This window comes from Oricola sp. (assembly GCF_965230365.1).
GTDB lineage: Bacteria > Pseudomonadota > Alphaproteobacteria > Rhizobiales > Rhizobiaceae > Oricola.
Genome location: NZ_OZ246003.1, coordinates 644,463 through 661,261 on the forward strand (window position 1 = coordinate 644,463; position 16,799 = coordinate 661,261).

General features: G+C 64.4%; 13 protein-coding genes. 8 read left to right on the forward strand and 5 right to left on the reverse strand.

The features are described 5' to 3' along the window. Positions 1-813 (reverse strand): glycosyltransferase family 25 protein, encoded by an 813-nt coding sequence (locus ACO06R_RS03095; protein ID WP_421855925.1) that lies wholly within the window; start codon positions 811-813, stop codon positions 1-3. Further along, positions 800-2,398 (reverse strand): glycosyltransferase, encoded by a 1,599-nt coding sequence (locus ACO06R_RS03100; RefSeq protein WP_421855927.1) that lies wholly within the window; start codon positions 2,396-2,398, stop codon positions 800-802. Before ACO06R_RS03100 ends, ACO06R_RS03095 begins: the two co-directional genes overlap by 14 nt. 142 nt (positions 2,399-2,540) lie before the next feature. On the opposite strand from ACO06R_RS03100, the gene ACO06R_RS03105 reads away from it, so the two are divergent. Then, the gene (locus ACO06R_RS03105; RefSeq protein ID WP_421855929.1) at positions 2,541-3,554 is read left to right on the forward strand and encodes a glycosyltransferase; all 1,014 of its coding nucleotides are present in this window, start codon (positions 2,541-2,543) and stop codon (positions 3,552-3,554) included. Positions 3,555-3,660: 106 nt separating this feature from the next. Next, complete coding sequence (locus ACO06R_RS03110) at positions 3,661-6,828, forward strand: 2Fe-2S iron-sulfur cluster-binding protein (RefSeq protein WP_421855931.1); 3,168 nt, start codon at positions 3,661-3,663, stop codon at positions 6,826-6,828. Positions 6,829-6,855: 27 nt separating this feature from the next. Here ACO06R_RS03110 and ACO06R_RS03115 read toward each other — a convergent pair whose 3' ends face one another. Next, positions 6,856-7,992: a hypothetical protein gene (locus ACO06R_RS03115; protein ID WP_421855933.1), complete on the reverse strand. Its 1,137-nt coding sequence runs from the start codon at positions 7,990-7,992 to the stop codon at positions 6,856-6,858. A 77-nt stretch (positions 7,993-8,069) separates the two neighbouring features. On the opposite strand from ACO06R_RS03115, the gene ACO06R_RS03120 reads away from it, so the two are divergent. The 6 genes from ACO06R_RS03120 to ACO06R_RS03145 are packed head-to-tail and all read left to right on the forward strand — an operon-like array spanning position 8,070 to position 14,604. Continuing rightward, positions 8,070-9,239, forward strand: coding sequence for a thiolase family protein (locus tag ACO06R_RS03120; protein ID WP_421855935.1), 1,170 nt, complete (start codon positions 8,070-8,072; stop codon positions 9,237-9,239). After that, positions 9,236-9,607: a Zn-ribbon domain-containing OB-fold protein gene (locus ACO06R_RS03125; protein WP_421855937.1), complete on the forward strand. Its 372-nt coding sequence runs from the start codon at positions 9,236-9,238 to the stop codon at positions 9,605-9,607. Before ACO06R_RS03120 ends, ACO06R_RS03125 begins: the two co-directional genes overlap by 4 nt. Next, positions 9,604-11,262, forward strand: coding sequence for an acyl-CoA synthetase (locus ACO06R_RS03130; RefSeq protein ID WP_421855939.1), 1,659 nt, complete (start codon positions 9,604-9,606; stop codon positions 11,260-11,262). The genes ACO06R_RS03125 and ACO06R_RS03130 overlap by 4 nt, the downstream gene beginning before the upstream one ends. Continuing rightward, positions 11,259-12,716 (forward strand): aldehyde dehydrogenase family protein, encoded by a 1,458-nt coding sequence (locus tag ACO06R_RS03135; RefSeq protein ID WP_421855941.1) that lies wholly within the window; start codon positions 11,259-11,261, stop codon positions 12,714-12,716. Before ACO06R_RS03130 ends, ACO06R_RS03135 begins: the two co-directional genes overlap by 4 nt. Before the next feature lie 11 nt (positions 12,717-12,727). Next, the gene (locus ACO06R_RS03140) at positions 12,728-13,486 is read left to right on the forward strand and encodes a GntR family transcriptional regulator (protein ID WP_421855943.1); all 759 of its coding nucleotides are present in this window, start codon (positions 12,728-12,730) and stop codon (positions 13,484-13,486) included. 14 nt (positions 13,487-13,500) lie between these two features. Further along, positions 13,501-14,604 carry a nucleoside hydrolase gene (locus ACO06R_RS03145; RefSeq protein ID WP_421855945.1) on the forward strand — a complete coding sequence of 368 codons (1,104 nt, stop codon included), beginning with the start codon at positions 13,501-13,503 and terminating at the stop codon, positions 14,602-14,604. Here ACO06R_RS03145 and ACO06R_RS03150 read toward each other — a convergent pair. Together ACO06R_RS03150 and ACO06R_RS03155 are read right to left on the reverse strand one after the other, a co-directional pair. After that, positions 14,597-16,021, reverse strand: coding sequence for an L-fucose/L-arabinose isomerase family protein (locus ACO06R_RS03150; protein ID WP_421855947.1), 1,425 nt, complete (start codon positions 16,019-16,021; stop codon positions 14,597-14,599). The genes ACO06R_RS03145 and ACO06R_RS03150 overlap by 8 nt on opposite strands. Position 16,022: 1 nt before the next feature. Next, on the reverse strand, positions 16,023-16,790 hold the full coding sequence (locus ACO06R_RS03155) for an SDR family oxidoreductase (RefSeq protein WP_421855949.1): 768 nt from the start codon (positions 16,788-16,790) through the stop codon (positions 16,023-16,025). Positions 16,791-16,799: the final 9 nt, after the last annotated feature.

Here is a 16,799-nt window from a genome sequence, read left to right on the forward strand (position 1 = left end):
TCAGGCTTTGTTTTGCGCCTCTCGTCGCCGCGCCCTGCCTTCGCGCGCCATGTGGAGCCAAGTCTTGATCTTGCGTTCGGCGGTCAGGACATTGCCCCACAGGCTGCGTCCCAGCGCCCTGTTTCTCAAAGATGCACGCTCGCGGTCGATCAGACTGCCACCAAGGTGTTCGCTGACCTCGGCAACCGGGTTTCCGGGGACCGACCAGACGTCGAGCCCGAACTCCCAGAAGTGTTTCAGGTCTTCATCGACCTGCCGGTAGATCTTGTCGCGGGCGAGCAGTTTCGTCGCGCCCGAACGCGCAATCAGATAGGCGACCATGCCAGCGGTCGGCGCCTGCCATTTGACCAGCCGCACGCCGCCGGCCCGACACTCGAAAGCGGGCCGGTTGGCGCCCTTCTTCTCGAAGTCGAACAGTTTGACGATGTCGCGTCCGTCGCCGAGCACGGCGGACCAGTCGTCCAGAACCGAGGCGACGCAGTCGCGGTCGCGCAGCGCGAAATCGTCTTCGACGACGAAGGCCGCCGCATGACCGCCCTTAAGCAGGTTCTCCCAGGCCAGGCGGTGACTGGCATAAACGCCAACTTCCGAGCGTGACAGCGGCCGCTTGGAACGCCATCGGTTCATCGCCGGATCATAGAGAGTGTCGATAATGGCATCTTCGCCCACATAACCGTCGACCACCTCGGTCGTCAGCTCGCGCTGCAGCGATTCGATCTGGCGCAGCGCCGAGCGGCGACGTTCCTCCGGCGACTTGCGGCAAGTCACAACCTGCACCAGCAACGAATGGGACGCGGGATCAGTTATCGACATGAAAAATCTCGGTATTGGGTAGTCCGACCGGCTGCAATCCCAAATCGCTCGCCAGGCGGCCGAACGCTTCGGTCTCGATCAGATCGCGGTAGGGGATCTCGGGAAAGTCAAGCCCGGCGCGGTGCACCGATCCGTGAACCAGCAGCATTGTCGCCCCGACCGAATCAAGTGGAACCAAATCCAGAAAGCGCAGGTCGTGCAGATGGCGCCGGAACCAGTAGTTTTCCGGTGGCTGGAAAAGCCCACCGTGCATGTGTTTGTAATAAATCGAAAGACTGGGTTCGCCGATCGTCCTGAAGGCGTTGAGGTCATAGCTGGAGCCGCCCTGTTCCTTGACGCAGTTCGGCATGACAATCTTTCTTCGCACCGCCAGAAGATGCTGGATAATATCGGGCGTAAAATCGCAGACATCGATGTCCAGCCACAACACCCACTCATCGTCGGCGTTGAGCGTTTCATGGATAATCGCGTTACGCGCCGCTGCAATCGATGCGCGGCGTTGGAGCTGATAAGCCTGTTTCCAGCGTTTTTCGCGCCCTACCCTAAAGCCGCGCGGACGCGACAACACATCAAAACCGCGGAAGTGCCGGCCATGCGTCTGCTTGGCGACCCGCAACCGTGCAAGCGTGTCATCCACACTGTCGCCCTCGCAATAGACCAGGCGGACTCGGTCAGGCGGGTAATCGAGCGCGTTTATTAGTTCGAGATGACGATCGATAAATGGCGCCGCATCACGGACCGGCACGCAGATCGCGACATTCGGAGGATTGTCGGCACTGTAGGCGTTGGCGGGAGCAAGCAGGGCGTCGCGGTCGATGCGTCGGGCAGCTTCGTCCGGGCTCAGGTGGCGCGGTTGCAACATACGGGTGCGCCACTTGCGCCATTTGCCTTTCAGCCGTGCGTAGCGCGTCTCCTCAACCTTCGTAAACCACGAGCTTGCCCAGTTGTGCCGTGACAGCCGGCAGGCGCCATAGTCCCCATGCTCGGGTTCGTCGCTTGGCTTTCCGGCGCCACTTTCCAACGGCGCGAACAGATGGCACGAGTTGAGCGACAGCGACGCTTGATCGGGCCATGACGCTATTGAGGCGCTCAACACCAGCGGGCCGGTCGAGGCGAGAACATCTTTCTTCGCGGCATGACGGCAGCGGCGAACCATCTGCAGCAGATAGAGCCAGAACGGGTGGCCGGCCGGACTGGCGAGTGTGCCATTGAAAAACAAACTGTCCAGGCCGACGATCCTGGCGTGGTTCCAGTGCGCTCTTGGCTCCTCGCAGAAGACGACGCGACTTTCCTTTGACAGGACATCGAGTGACGCCAGACAATCCGTGTCGATGTCGGCATAGACACCGCCAAAGCGATGAAGCAGCATGTAGCGCGCCATGTCAGTGCGCTGAACCACGTTCGGGTAGCTGCGGAAGAGGTCAAGATAGTTTGGGAAGGCATCGGCGACGAAAGCGTCCAAATCGTCATCTGTCCACAGACGGTATTCCCAGCCGGGGTTCATCTCGCGCCAGCTTTCCGGCGAACCGTGTCCTCCCGTATAGACCGGGCTGTGCCACGTCTGATGTATGATCCTGGGAATCATCTGTTTAATGCGAATCTGCCAACTCGTTCAGTCTCTTGATGCCGTACCGCCGTCCGGAGCCGAAATTCGCAATGCAGCAGTCGCAGAGGCCCTAAGGCAAATCGGCGCGCTTGACCAGTTCGCGCTGCCAAAGAATTCCGTATTGCAAGCGACCGTACCCGCAAAAACCGTCCTGCCCGTCAGTGAAACTGATGCCGAGGCGCTGGTTGCCCGCATCGCCGGCTCTCGGCCAGACTGCGTGATTGTCGAAGGTGTGGCGCTGCTTACCGTTCTGAAACGTCTGCGCCACGCGCTCCCGCAAGGTACGCGAATTGTCGTCGATTTCCACAATCTGGAAAGCGCTTTGCTTGCCGAGCAGGACCGGGCGCGTTTGCCGCCGCCCTTGCGATCGCTTTCCGGGATCGCTTTCGCGGGCCGTTGGCGCGCTGCGAGGCGTGCCGACCGTGAGGCAGCGATGTTGGCCGATTCCATTTGGGTCTGTTCGCAGCGGGATCGTGCGCTGCTGGCCGACATCCACCAGCAAGCGGCACCGGTCCATGTGGTGCCGAACCCTGTGCCCGACTGGTGCACCACCGGGCGAATGGAGCCATCGACGATGGCGTCCGACAGGCCGCGTCTGCTGTTTGTCGGCCATCTCTCATATCCGCCGAACAAGGCTGCCGTTCGGCGATTGGTGCGCGAAATCCTGCCAGACCTGACGCGGCGGTTCGCCCATGCAGAACTGACGGTTGCCGGTCGTGCGCCAGGGAAACGATTGCGGACGCTTGTCGAAAGGTGCCCGCAGGCAAGGCTGGCCGCCGATCCGCCGGACCTCGCGCCGCTATACGGTGCCGCCGATATCGCGGTGATGCCGCTATCAGAAGGCGGCGGATCGCGCATCAAGGTTCTAGAGGCGATGGCCGTCGGCTGCCCGGTGATCGCGTCGGCCAAAGCGGTCGAGGGGCTCGATGTCCAGGCGGGCCGCCACTACCTGCATGCCGAAACTTCGGCGCAGTTCGTTGCCGCAATCGAGACACTGTGCCGCGATGCCGCTTTGCGAGAACGGCTGCGCCATGGCGCGGCAGATTTCGTGCGAAGCGTCCACGCGCCAGATCGGATCGCTGCTGCTGTCGCCGAGGCGCTGGCCCGGACACCTGCTGGAAAGCGGGATCGATGACGCGCCGGTTTTGCACGGCCGCCGGCCTTGTGGCAGTGTTAGGACCAAGCAAAACAATGCGCCGGTTCGCGTAGCGGGATCGGGCTGGCGCTTACGGAAAGGCATCGTGGGGCTTCGTTTCTTTTCCAACCGGAACCGTCCGGTTCATCTGGGTCCCTACCCGCTCGAGCGACTGGCGCGGCGCGACACGCCCGCCGATCTCATCGCCGTGCCGCCGATGCGGCACGTCTCGTTCCGTCGCGACGATCACCCCGAAAACATCGTCAATGCGATGCGCGAATACCAGGCGATGCTGGATGCGATCCGCGACGGGTTGGTCAATCGCGCCGTCGCCGAAATCCCCGCCGATCCGGTCGAACGCGCCAACCACCTCAAGGCATTTGGCTATTTCAGCGACGCGGCAATGGTCGGCATCTGCGCGCTGCCGGCAGAAGCACTGCTGGCCGAGCCGGTCGCCAATCCGGATATCGCCCAGCTCGCCCATGACTTGAGAACCCGCCAGACCAAGACGCTGGCTTCGGGCATCGACATGATCATGGCGGATCTGAAGGAATCGATGGAGGCGCCGCCGACCACCATCGATGGGCACACCCACGCCATTGTCTTTCTTTACGAAAACCCGCGTCCGCCGAGGCCGGGAGAGCCCGGTACGGATTGGCTCGACGATGCGCTGGAACAACGCGCCTGCCTGCGCGCCAGCGAAACGGCTGCCGTCATCGCCAACTATCTGCGGTTGCTCGGTCATGACGCGAAATCCCATTCGGGCGCGGCGTCGGATGTCGATCTGAACCGGATTGCTGTCGCGGCCGGCATCGCCACCGTCGAGGACAGGACCCTCGTTGCGCCCTTCGTCGGAACGCGTTTCGGGTTGGCCGCCATCACCTGCGCCTTGGAACTTGCGCCCGACAGGCCGCTTGCGAGCGCAAAGGACCGGTCGTGGTTCGCACCCGGCGGCGATCCATTCGCCAAGCGCCGCTTTGTCGATGGCCCGCATTCTTTCGAGAAACTGAAACGGGTCGATGCGCCCACGACGTTTATCGACGAGGCCCATGTGGCGCGGGTGCCCAAGCGCACCGACATGTTCGCGCGGGCCCAGTTCGGCGACATGGGCAAGGCTTGCCAGGACAACGCCAAGGGCGGGCATTATGCCCGCAAGGCAGCCCCGTCGGCGGCGCAACGCCGGGCGCTCGGCGCTTTCGTGCTGTTGCAGGACGGCGAGCCAGATCCGCGCGGCGCGCGACCCAGCGATCCTGATGCGAACGCCATGGCCATCAAGGCGGCGAGCTACTTCCTCGGCATCGACGCCGTCGGCATATCGCGCTGCCCGGACTGGGCCTGGTACAGCCATGACGCAGCCGGCGATCCGATCGACCCGCCGCACGACCAGGCGATTTCGATGATCGTCGACCAGGGCTACGAGACCATGGAGGGCGCCAGCGGCGATGACTGGATCTCGGTCGCCCAGTCGATGCGCGCCTATCTGCGCTTTTCGCTGCTCGGCGGCGTGATCGCCCGACAGATCCGCAATCTCGGCTACAAGGCCAAGGCGCATACCGTGCTCGACGGCGAGGTGCTACAGCCGCCGCTGTTGCTGTTGTCGGGGCTGGGCGAGGTCAGCCGCATCGGCGAGGTCATCCTCAACCCGTTTCTGGGGCCGCGGCTGAAGTCCGGCGTGGTGACCACCGACATGCCGCTCGCCCATGACCGGCCGATCGACTTCGGCCTGCAGGCGTTCTGCGAGCGGTGCAACAAATGCGCTCGCGAATGCCCAGCCGGGGCGATCACCGCCGGTCCGAAGCTGATGTTCAACGGCTACGAGATCTGGAAGTCCGACAGCCAGAAATGCGCCACTTACCGGATCACCACCAAGGGCGGCGCGATGTGCGGGCGCTGCATGAAGACCTGCCCCTGGAACCTGGAAGGTTTGTTCGCCGAAGCGCCTTTCCGCTGGGCGGCGTCGAACCTGCCGGGTGCTGCGCCCGTGCTTGCCAGGCTCGACGACATGGCCGGCAATGGTGGGCTGAACCCGGTCAAGAAGTGGTGGTGGGACATCGAACTAGAAGAGGACGGCGGCTACCGCCCGACGCGCCAGCCGGTCAATGAACGCGGCCTGCAGACCGGTCTCGACCTGAAATACGCGGACCAGACGCTCGCCGTCTATCCGGCGCCGCTGGCGCCGCATCCCTGGCCCTACCCGTTCCCGATGGATCGCGAGGCCGGGATCGAGGCTTACCGCAAGATGGTAAGCGCTGGCGAACACAAGGCAAAGCTGGCGCGCGGCGAGACCGACCACCTGCACTGCTACACCGTGCCGGGTGACGCGCCGGTTGTTGCGGTCAGGGTCGCCCGGGCCGAGAAGATGACGGCTGATGTCACCAAGTACGAGTTCGAGGCCCTCAACGGCGGCGACCTGCCGGCCTGGACCGCCGGCAGCCATATCGACATCGTCGTGGCGCCGGAGTTCCTGCGTTCCTATTCGATGTCGGGCGACCCCGCGGACCGGTCGCGTTATCAGATCGCGGTGCTGCGCGAGGACGCGGGGCGCGGCGGATCGAAACTGATGCACCGCATTTTTGCCGAAGGCCGCCGCGTCTTTGTCTCAAGGCCGCTCAATCATTTCGAGCTGGACGAGACGGCGTCGAAGACATTCCTGATGGGTGGCGGCATCGGTATCACCCCGATGATCGCATTTGCCCACCGGCTGCATGCAATTGGCGCAGATTTTGCGCTTCATTATTCCTGTAGTCGCCGCGCGGATGCCGGCTTTCTCGATGATCTTGCCGGCTTTGCATGGCGGGACCGGGTGGCCCTGCACATCTCGGACGAAGGCAGCCGCGCCGACCTCGACGCGATCCTCAAGGGCTATCGCTCGGGTTGGCACGTCTATGCCTGCGGGCCGGACCGCTATATGCGGGCAGTCATGGATGCGGCAGAGCGTCAGGGCTTTCCCGAGGAAGCACGGCATCTGGAGTATTTTTCGGTGCCGGAGCAACCCGACTACGTGAACCACCCCTTCACACTGCGGCTTGTCCGCTCCGGGCGAGAATTTATTATCCCGGCTAACAAGACGGCGACAGACGTGCTCGCCGAAAACGGCATCCATGTCGACGTGAAGTGCTCGGACGGGATATGCGGTGTCTGCAAATGCGGGCTTGTCTCCGGCGCGGTCGAGCATCGCGACTTCGTATTGTCGAAGCGCCAGCGCGAAACAGAAATTATCCTGTGCCAGTCACGGGCGGTGGCAAAGGACGGTGTTGTCGCAATCGATCTTTAAGCGGGTGGGCCCTCTTGCATGGGCCGGTCAGCGCAGCCGCAGCGACAGCAGCAACCCGATGAGCGATGCCGCAAGGCAAGCCACCAGAACGAGCCTGAAGCCGCCGGTGACATCGAGGATATAGCCTGCGCCCCATGGGCCCGCGAGACCGGCCACGCCCCAACCCGTAAAGACCCAGCCGAAAGCGGCGGAAAATCCGGCCACGCCCAATCTGGCCTTTACGAGCAGCGGCATGTTGGAGGCGAGATTGCCGTATCCAAAAGCCGCGAGGAACAGAAAGGCGACGGCGGCGCCATGGCCCTCGGCGAATATCAGGCATGCGACTGCCGCGCCCGTAATGGCCAGCGCCATCGCGACCGCGCTGGCCGGCGCCAACAGCCTCGCCATCGGTGCGGCAGCCAGACGGCCGAGCGTGTTGCCGGCTGCGGCGAGAAAGATCGCCAGACCGGCGAGCGCCGGCGTTGCGCTGGTCGACAGAATTTGGGCGGAGAAGCCGAGCACGACAAGGCCGGACAGGGAGCCGCAGGCAAATATCGCCCACATCGCTACTCCGTTGCGCTCCGGGAAAGACAGTCCCGCCGACGGCTCGCCGCCCTCGGCGCGGTCGCGGTGGTGCGCCGGTCGTATCGCAAAGGAAAGCGCGGCGGTGACAGCCAGGCAAAGCGCCGCAGGTGCGGTCGACCACAGGCCCCAGCCGCCCGCGCCGAGCCAGTTTGCAAGGGGTCCGAAAAGCGCGCCGCCAAGACCGAACGCGGCGACGGTAACCGGTACGAACAGGGTCGCTCGAAGTTTCTTCGACGCCTCCGACAGCGCATGGTTGTAGATCGCGCCCGAGATCGCGCCGAAGCCGGCTCCATAGGCGGCGACAAAAAGCGGAAAGGTCGGGCTGAGACTGGCGACAAGCAGGCAGACCAGGGCTGCGGCGGCAAGCGCGGCGAGACGAACCTCCCCCGGCAGGCGGGCAATGACCGCCGGTCCGAACAGGACCCCAAGCGTGAAACTGGCGATGGCGAGTGAAAACACCATCGACACGCTGGCATAGCTCAGTCCGTAGGCTGCCTGCACGGCGGGCAGGTATCCGGACCAGCCATAAAGGCTGCCGCCGCCGAAACAGGCCAGGATCGGCAGTGCGATCCCCGAAGCGCGGACGTCGATGGCAGCCAAAGCGATTCCTCAATGTGTTAATACAGACTTGTATGAACAAATTAGATACGTCAATATTTGACGAGAGGGAGGACAGATTGGTTCTGGTTATCGGTGCGGCTCTGACCGCCTACGGGCGGCGCAAGGATGGCTCTTCGTTTCGCGACTGGGCGTGCTCCGCATTCGATGCGGCGCTTGCCATGTCCGGGCTCGAGCGGACCGATGTCGACGCGCTGGTCGTCGCTTCGGAGAGCGACTTTTTCACGCTGCAGCTCAATCCGGCTTCGGTTCTTGCGCAGGACCTCGGTCTCTTCGGCAAGGCGACGCTCAGGGTCGAGGGCGGCGGCGCATCAGGCCAACTCGCCGTCCATGCTGGCGCCGAGCGCATTCTTTCGGGCCGCGCCCGGCGTGTCGCGGTTCTGGGCGTCGACCCGTCCGCCAGCGCACTGGGCGGTGACTGCGTCCGCCGCCTCTACGGCTATTCCTTCGATGCCTGGACAGACGGCATGACCGGGGTCACCGCCACGGCCCTCTACGCGCTGTCCTGGCAGGCATTTGCCGCAGAACACGGCGGATCGGATGCCGATCTCGCAGCCGTCACCATCAAGAACCGTCGCAACGCGCGGTCCAATCCCGGTGCGCATCTGCCGCGTGCCCATAGCGAGGAGGAAATCAAGGCCTCGCCGATGATTGCCTCGCCCTATCGCCGGCTGCATTGTTCGCCATTGAGCGACGGCGCGGCTGTCCTGATTTTGAGCGCACCGGAAGCGGCGCCCGCCAATCGCCGGAAAAGCGCAGCCCGTATCACAGGGATCGGCGCATCGTCGGCTATGCCTGGCCTTGGCCATCGAACCAATCCGGGCCGGTTCATCGCCAAGACCCGGGCCATGAAACAGGCTGTGTCCATGGCAGATATCGCGCCATCCGATATCGGCCTCGCCGAGATATACGATGCTTATGCCGGTGCCGAGCTGCAGGGTATTGCAGCGCTCGGGCTTGCAGATGACGTGGTGTACGCGGCGCGCGGTGGGGATTTTGCGCCCGCGGGGCGTTGCCCGGTCAACTTGTCCGGCGGCCTGATGGGCCAAGGCGCGCCGGTCGGGGCTACGGGTGTCGGTCAGGCCGCCACCTGCGCGTTGTTGCTGGAAGGCCGCTACCATGCGGCACTGCAACCGACGCGCACGCCGCGCCATGCGCTTGCCGACACCCATGGCGGCATTGCGACGACCTGCGCCGTGACGGTATTCAGCGCGGGAGCGGCGGCATGAAGCTGGATTTCACGCTTGATTACGAACTCGGCGAGGGCTGGCTGGCTCCGTGGGTGGAAGGATTGCGCGAAGGCCGCGCCATCGCCTCATATTGCAAAGAGTGCGGCGCCGCGCATTTTCCGCCTTTACGGATTTGTCCGGAATCCGGAGAGCGCTCGACCGATTGGCGCACGCTCAGCGGCCGCGCAACGATCCTTTTTCGCACCACCGGCGCGGATGGCGATTTCGCGCTTGTCCGGTTCGACGGCGCGGCGAGCGCGGCGGTCGCAAAGATCCAGGACGTGCCGACCGGAATTGTCCGTTGCGCGCTTCAACCTGCGCCGGGTGGACCACCTGCCATCATCGTCGGACCGGAAGAGGATGCATGACTGAACTGTTTGAAGATTGGTCCGACACGGACCTTGCGGCGCTGCATCTGACGCGCGGCGGCGACACCGAATTGGGGATCGCATGGCCCGCGGACTACAACATCTACAAGGCGACGGTCGGCCGTTGTCTGGGACCGCAGGATCGCGACCGCCCGGCGATGATTTATGAAACGCCAGACGGCACGGTTATCACATGGAGCTTTGGCGAGATCGATGCGGCGGCGACCGCGCTTGCTGCCAGGCTGCGCGATCTCGGTTACGGGCGAGGAGACCCGGTCGCCATCCACACCGGGCAACATCCGAACACCGGCATTGCTCACATGGCGATCGCCAAAATCGGCGGCATCGCCGTCACGCTGTCGCAGCTTTACGGCCCGGACACGCTTTCGCACGCGCTGAACGATTGCAAGGCCGGCGCTATCCTGACCAGCGCCGAAGCCTGGGAGCCGCTACGCTCCGAGGAATTTCCGCATCTCGTCCACGTGCTGATGCCCGAGGCGGGATCGGGCGAGATCGATCTGGACGAAGCGATGGCCAATCCGCCGGCCGACTTTGCGCCTGAATTCGGCGGTGCCGACGACCCGGCACTATTGATGTATACCTCCGGCTCGACTGGAAAGCCAAAGGGCATCCTGCACGGGCATCGTGTGCTTGCCGCCTACACACCGTCGATCAACCTGTTCTTCAACTTGTCGCTTGCCGATGACGACGCCGTATTCTGGTCGCCCTCGGACTGGGCGTGGGTTGGCGGGCTGCTCGACATGCTGCTCCCGGCCTGGCTGGCTGGCCGGCCGGTCGTAACCTCGCTCGACCGTTTCAGGGCGGAATGGGCCTGGCCATTCCTGGCCCGCCACAAGGTCACCCACACCTTTCTTGCACCGACCGCGATCAAGCGCTTGGCACAGACCGAGGATCCGCACGCCGATCACGATCTGTCGCTGCGGGTAATCTGCACAGGTGGCGAAGCGCTGGCCGCCGAGACGCTGGAGTGGGCCGAGACGGCGCTGAAGGTCACCTGCAACGAATTCTACGGCATGACTGAGGTCAATCACCTGATCGGCAACTGCGCGGCGCTGTACCCGCGCAAACCGGGCTCGATGGGTCGTGCCTATCCCGGCCACGAGGTTGTTCTTGTCGATGGCGACGGCCAACCGGTCGCCGATGGCGAGGCGGGCGAGATCGTCACGCCGGCGACGTCACCGACGCGGTTCCTCGGCTATTTGAACAACCGCGAGAAAGAAGCGGAAATGGCACTCGGCCCCTGGCTCCGGACCCGCGATCTCGCTGTCCGCGATGCGGATGGCTATTTTTGGTACAAGGGACGCTCCGACGACCTGATCAAGTCCTCGGGCTTCCGAATCGGCCCCGCGGAGATTGAGGATTGCCTGCTTTCGCATCCGGCCGTTGCCGAATGCGCGGTGATCGGCAAGCCGGACCCCGATCGTGGACAGATCGTCAAGGCGGTCGTCAAGCTGCGCACCGGTCACGACGGCACGCCAGCGCTGAAGACTTCACTCGCCGATCATGTCCGTACGCGGCTTGCTGCCTACAAGGCACCGCGCGCGATCGAATTTGTGGACGGGTTCGAAATGACATCGTCGGGCAAGATCAATCGGCGCGCCCTGCGCAATGCCGAGCTGGAGGCTGCCGAATGATCCCCCTCCTGCCGCATGTCGAGGCGTTCCTGTCGCGCCGCCAGGGTTTGCGCATCGGCGGCGAAGAGGTCGATACCGCCACTACGCTGCACGTGATCAACCCGTCGACCGAAGCGCCGCTGGCCCAAGTCGCCAAAGCCGGCGCGGCAGATGTCGATCAAGCCGTTTCGGTGGCCCGAAAAGCCTATGAAAACGACCGGCGACTGCCGCATGAGCGCGCGGCGGCGCTGTGGCGCTTCGCCGATCTCGTCGAGGAGCGGGCACCGGTGCTCGGCCAACTCGACGCGCTCGACAACGGCAAGCCATTTGCCACGGCGCGCGATGTCGATGTTCACTACTCGGCCAGGCATCTCCGCTATTTTGCGGGCTGGGCGGACAAGATCGAGGGCCGCACAATTCCCGTCGGCCAATCCGACCGGCTGGTCTACACGCTGACCGAGCCGATGGGCGTTTGTGGACTGATCGCTCCTTGGAACTATCCGCTGCTGATGGCGATGTGGAAGCTGGCACCGGCGCTAGCCGCCGGCAATGCAGTTGTCCTGAAGCCAAGCGAGGAGACGCCGCTTTCCGCACTCTATCTCGCCGATCTTGCGGTCGAGGCGGGCTTGCCGGCGGGACTTCTGAATGTCGTGCCGGGCGACGGCGCGGGCGCAGGCGCGGCGCTCGCCGCACATCCCGGCGTCGACAAGGTCGGGTTTACGGGTTCAACGGCAACCGGGCGGCGAATCGTCGAGGCGAGCGGCGGCAATCTGAAGCGCGTGTCGCTGGAACTTGGCGGAAAGGCCCCGAACATCGTCTTCGCTGATGCCGATATAGAAAATGCGTTGCCGGGCGCGTTCTGGGCGGCGTTCGGCAACAATGGCCAGAGCTGCACGGCGGGTTCGCGGCTCTATGTCGAGCGCGCGATCCATAACGAATTCGTCGACGGGTTGGCCGAGATGGCCTCTTCGCTGTCTGTCGGGCCGGGCATGGACGATCCGGGTCACGATCTCGGACCGGTCATCAACGCGCGCCAATTGGAAAAGGTAGTCGGCTACATGGATGCCGGTCTGGCCGCTGGCGCAGAGTGCGTAGCCGGTGGCGCGCGGCTCGACCGATCAGGCTATTTCCTGCCGCCAACCGTGCTGACCGGCGTCACCGATTCCATGACTGTCGCGCGCGAGGAGGCGTTCGGCCCGCTCCTGTCGGTGCTGTCTTTCGACAGCGAGGAAGAGGTACTGGCGCGCGCCAACGACAGCGAATTCGGCCTGGCGGCGGGGCTGTGGACCCGCGATGTCGCCCGTGCGCGCCGGATGGCGGGCAGCCTGCACGCCGGGACGATCTGGACCAACACCTGGGGCGAAACCGACGCCGCCGCGCCGTTCGGCGGCATGCGGCAGTCCGGCTATGGCCGTGAGATGGGGGCGGAGGCCATCGCCCTTTATTCGCAGACGAAGACGGTTTGGATGGCCTGAGGAGCGCAGTCGTGACTACGGATACCAAGACCAAGGAACCGGCGAAATATGAACACGCCTACCGCACGATCCTCGACCGCCTGAAGGCCGGCATCTACCCGGTCGGCGGCCGCATGCCGACCGAGAGCGAATTGGCCGAGCAATTCAATGTAAGCCGGGTAACGATCCGCCGGGCCCTGGAGCTGCTGGTGATGGACGGCTATGTCGAAAGCCGGCAGGGTTCCGGATACCGGGTGCTGACCCTGTCGCTGTCATCGGACACCTGCATGACGTCGTTCACCGACGCGATGCTGCGCGCCGGACGCCTGCCCGTGTCGCGCCTGTTGTCGATCGACCGGCTGGAGCCGGGCGATGCCGGCCGCGAGGAACTGCCCGACGACATGAAGGATATTCCGATCATCCGGGTGCGCCGTCTTCGCATCGTCGACGACGAGCCGAAGATGCTGGTCGCCACCTATGCCGGGGTTCCCTATCTCGGCGACGCCCGGCCGGAGGATTTCCCCGAGACCGGGCCCAACCAGTCGATGCTGCGGATCTTGTCGAACCGGTTCGGCCTGGAATGGGGCGCGGCCTGCGAAGATGTCACTCCGGTGCTGGCGGGCGATGAGATAGCCCGGCTGTTCGGGGTCGATCCCGGCACGCCGATCCTGCTGCAATCCTGCTCGGCCTTCGACGAGAACGGCAAGACGGTCTTCCACGAGGACGTCTACCGTACCGGCCGGGTCAGCTTCACACTCGGTCGCGACGGCCGCAGTGCCCGCTTCCCCTAGAAAGGCTCCGTTTCATGCCCGCATTTCCCGCCATCGACCGCGACCTGCTGTATGAGCGGCTGGTCCCGCCCGCCACCGACGCACCGGTGCGGCTCGTGATCGACACCGATTGCGCCAACGAGATCGACGACCAGTACGCACTGGCCTGGGCGCTGTTCACGCCGGAGCGGATGACGCTGGAGGCGACCGTCGCCGAACCGTTCTCGTTTCGCCACCACCTGCCGGAACTGAAAGCCGCCGAAGCGGCCATGCTGAACGGCAGCCGCCACCAGGAGCATCTTGTCGGCGGGTTCCAGGGCTGGATCGAGCGTTTGCATGCGCAGGGCCGAACAATCGACGATCTCGACGGCGATCTGGTCGATCCCGCCCGCGGCATGGAACTGAGCTACCACGAAATCCGCACAATTTACGAGAAATGCGGCTTCGACCCCGAGGGCGTCACATTTCGCGGCGCCGACCGCTACATGACCACGCCCGATGACGTGGTATGGTCGGATGGCGCCGAGGCGATCGTCGATCTGGCGAAGTCGGGCAAGGGCGCGCCTCTCTACATCGCCGCTATGGGCTGCGTGACGAACATCGCCGCCGCGCTGCGCTGCGCACCGGAAATCGTCCGCGACATCGTGGTGATCTGGACCTCGGCCTATCCGAGCCACGCGCCGCATTCAGTGCGTCCGTCGCTCAACCTGATCCAGGACGTTCATGCCGCGCGCATCCTGTTCGATTGCGGCGTACCGCTGATTTATTTGCCCGGCTATCATGTTGGCGCGCAGCTGAAGATCTCGCGGCCCGAGATGGAAGCTTTCGTCAAGGGGCGCGGCGCGATCGGCGACTATCTCTGGCATCTCTACACCCACAATCCGCTGCACAAGATGTTCGCGCTGGACGATACCGGCCGGCGCAGCTGGGTGATTTGGGACATGATCGACATCGCCTGGCTGATCGACCCGGCGCTGGTGCCGACCTTCCAGACATCATCGCCGATTATCAACGAGGCGCTTTACTGGGATAAGGACGACACGCGCCATCCAATTCTCGAAGCGCATGACGTCCAGCGCGACGAGATCTTCCTGCATTTCTACGACAAGTTGGCCGCCAACGCCTCAGGTCTTATGTGAAATCCTGTGCGGCGAGGTGGTCGCGCGCCGGTATCCGGCCGAGTGGCGCAAGGCCGGTCCAGCTTGCGAATTCGGCCAGCACGGCGGCATGGTCGCCGGGAATCAGGATGAAATGGTGCTCCAGCCCGTGGCCCATGACGCTGGCCACGACATCGCCGAGCGATGCTGCGTCGCCGCCTATGGCGAAATCCTGCAGCCAGCCGCGCGTGCCGTCGAAGCCCGACGGATCGCGTCCGACGATCCCGGCGGTCATCTGGAACAGCGCCGAACCTTCGCGCGCCACCCTAAACACCGTGGCCGGCCCCGGTGCGAAGACATAGTCCGCAATGGCGCCGTAGATAGGCCCCGCTTCGGTGCCGCGGCCGATCATCGGATGAGCGATCCATGTTGCGCCGGCTTCGTTGGCCATGTGCAGCGGCCCGCCGCCGCCATGCCACATCAGCAATTGCCCGGTCTCCAGATCCGGCTCGGTCATGTCGAGCAGCGCGCCGGTCTTTCCGTAGATCGCCTTGGCCGCGATCTGGGTGACCGCGCCGAGCACGTCGCCTTCCGACGCCACGGGCAGGCCGTATGCTTCCTCAAGCCACGAAAAGGCGGCGCCGGGATGCATGCCGGGGTCGTCCTGCAGCGCCGGCCAGTCGCTGACCGCCAGCGCCGTGTAGCCGCCTTCGGTCGAAATCGCGCGCATTGCCAGCGCGGCGCGCGCTGTCAGCGCCTGCTGGTTTGCGTCGACCCCTCGCCAGGGCGCGGCTGCGCTCATGCGGGCAATCTCCGCATCGACCTCGGCCGGGTCGGCGGCGGCCATTCGACCAGTCAGCTCGTGCATGTCGTGATTGGCGACTTCCACGCCCAGCCTGGCACGCAGCGCATTTGTCGAGACCTCCATGTTGTAGAAGGTCATCGCCAGGCCGCCGACGACGCCTATGCGGGCATCGCTGACCGCTTTCGCCGCACCGATTGCCCGGAGCGTCGTTTCCAGCCGGGTTTTCAGCGCATTGTCTTCGGGCGCACCGTGATACCAGGCGACCGGGTTTCGCTTGAGGTCGCGCACGCCGCGCGCGATCGACAGCGACATGTTGAGCGAGACGAAATTGTTGAGCTGGATATCGGCTGTGCGCTGCGGCTCGGGGATCGACCAGAAACCGATCCGGTGCGGGCTTGCGGCGAGCGTCCGTGCCACGTCGCCCATGGAGAAACCGCCATGCAGGCAGAGCAGGAAATCGGCGCCTTCCGCTTCCGCCGCGTCGATTACGCGGGCGGTCTCCGCCCCGTTCATGGGGATGTCCGGAACCACGACGAGTCGTGCGCCGATACTTTCGATCACATCGGCCACAGCCTTCTCGGCCCGCGACCACACATTGTGGCGATCCGGAAAATAGGACGGCAGCGAGGCCTTGATCAGCGCAACGGTCAGCATGTCAGATCCTCAGATATCCGCCATCGACCACATGCGTGATGCCGGTGACATAGGCGGCGAGGTCGGAGGCGAGGTAGACGCAGGCATCGGCGACCTCGGAGGGTTCGCCCCAGCGCCGGGCAGGGATCATCGGCAGGTAGGATTCGCCCTGTTCGGTTCCGATCACCGGATCGTCCTCGACATTCATCGCCGTGCGCATGATGCCGGGCGCGACATTGTTGACGCGGATGCCGTGCGGGCCAAGCTCGTCGGCCAAAGAATAGCTGATCAGCCGCACGGCGCCCTTCGTCATATTGTAGTGCACGAAACCGCTGGTGCCGCGCATGCCGGCAATCGAGCACATGTTGAGGATCACGCCGCTTTTCTGCTCGACCATCACCCGGGCTGCGGCCTGACTGCCGAACAACACCGACTTCACATTGACATCGACCATGGCGTTGAAGGTCGCCTCGGTCGCTTCGAGGATCGGTTCCTTGCGCAGGATGCCTGCGTTGTTGACCATGATGTCGAGCCGGCCGGTCCAGTCGGTTGCGGTGCGCACCAGCGCTTCCAGATCGGCCACCTTGGAAACATCGCATGCGGCGAAGCGGGATTGATCGGGATGGTCGGCCTCGATCATCTCCACGGTCGGTACGCCGCCTTCGCGCGGTTGTTCGGACAGGTCGGCAACCACCACCTTCGCGCCTTGCGCGACGAAGCCCGCGGCGATCGCGCGGCCATTGCCGCTCGATCCACCGGTCACGATTGCCGTTTTTCCCTCAAGCAGCATGTCTGTTCC